The 1,559-nt window shown below is 40.1% G+C and carries 1 protein-coding gene; it reads right to left on the bottom strand.

Going from position 1 to position 1,559, the window contains the following annotated elements; all coding sequences use genetic code 11:
* Positions 1 to 56 precede the first annotated feature (56 nt).
* Complete coding sequence (locus ACLGL1_RS09740; RefSeq protein WP_411008480.1) at positions 57 to 1,265, bottom strand: IS110 family transposase; 1,209 nt, start codon at positions 1,263 to 1,265, stop codon at positions 57 to 59.
* Positions 1,266 to 1,559: the final 294 nt, after the last annotated feature.

Below are 1,559 nucleotides of genomic sequence, written 5' to 3'. Positions count from 1 at the left end.
AGAGGTGATAATTGAAAGCATGACAAAAAAGCCGAACACAGGGCTAAAAAAATTGATTAATCTTTTGATAGTTCGGGGTTAATATGAGGTTCGTAAGGTTTATCTTGTGTCCAAATGGCAAAAATAATATTGACTAATTTTCGACATACTGCGCCAATCGCTGTGCCATGATGTTTTCCTCTCTTTCTGAGGGATTGATAGTACAACGATAAAGCAGGATCACGAAAAGCAGCGACAAAGGCAGCTTGCCAAATGGCTCGTCTTAGATAAGGAGAGCCACGCTTAGATAATTTATTTCGAGAGGCTGTGAAATCTCCTGATTGATGGACAGAGGCATCTAAACCTGCAAATGCAAGCAATTGGTTGGGCCGTTCAAACCGATGAATATCACCAATTTCACCAATGATTGTCGCTGCTGTGACAGGACCAATCCCTGTAATGGTAGTGAGATGGAAGTCCTGATCAACAATCTGTTCATTCATTTCTTGTTCGACCAATTGTATTTGTTTTTCTAGTAAGACGAGTTGTTCAAGTAACAATTGAATTTGAAGTTTATACACATCGGTAGCGACACGAATGCCAAAGGAATCTTTAGCCAGTGTATGTAACTGAGCCACTTTTTCTGATGATTTATCGCGTGTTAGTCGTCCTTGACTGGCTTCGTTGAGAAGAGTAATCAAGGACTCCGCGTCAATTTCTAATAAATCTTCAGGCAGAGGTGATTGAAGGAGTAATTGAGTGGAAGATTTACCAAACATATCCGAAAAAAGCTGTTCATATTCAGGAAACACTTGATCAAGCGAGGCAATGACTTGTCGCTTTAAATCAGAAGCCTGATCGACCAAACTATAGCGGAAGCGAGAAAGCTTCTTTAAACGGATGTGATCTTCCGAATGAATGTAAGTTTGGTCAGGTAAATCCATACGGATGACCTGAGCGATTAGGACAGCGTCGATGGTATCCGTCTTCGTTTTACGCAGATAAAAATTACGTAGCGTATCCGACTGAATTGGGTTAAAGGGAACGACTTGAAAGTCTAATGCGGTTAAAAACGAAAAGACAGACAGCCAGTAATGACCTGTTGCTTCAAGACCGATGAGTGTATTATCCGGTAATAATTGATGTTGATTGATGAAATCAAGAAGCCTGTCGCTTCCTGCTTTAGAATTGGAAAAGCGTAAAGATTTTCCGATTTGTTTTCCATTATCATCAATGAGAGCCGCTTCGTGATGGCGTTTACCGATGTCAATGCCTAAAAAGAACATAAGGATCAACCTTTCCATAAGAATTTAGATAGGGGTTATCCTCTTAGCTCTGGGACGATATATCCTCGTGTGAGATTCAGAAACGAAGTTCTATCCAGCTCATACATATACTGTCCGCAGAGAAAGAGGCGTCAGTCTTAACATGGAAGACAGCGCTTCAAGGAGGAAAACTACGACCTCTATCTATACGAAACAATTATAACTCATAAGAGCTATAGGTTTAAGTCAGCCTTAAATGACTAATACAAAGTGAATGATATGGTCAAATAAGACTAATCATATTATACGAGGAGG

The organism is Peptococcus simiae (assembly GCF_046569735.1).
GTDB classification, from domain to species: domain Bacteria; phylum Bacillota; class Peptococcia; order Peptococcales; family Peptococcaceae; genus Peptococcus; species Peptococcus simiae_A.
Note: the sequence above shows the minus strand (reverse complement) of the source record. Positions and strands in the feature narration are given on the sequence as shown.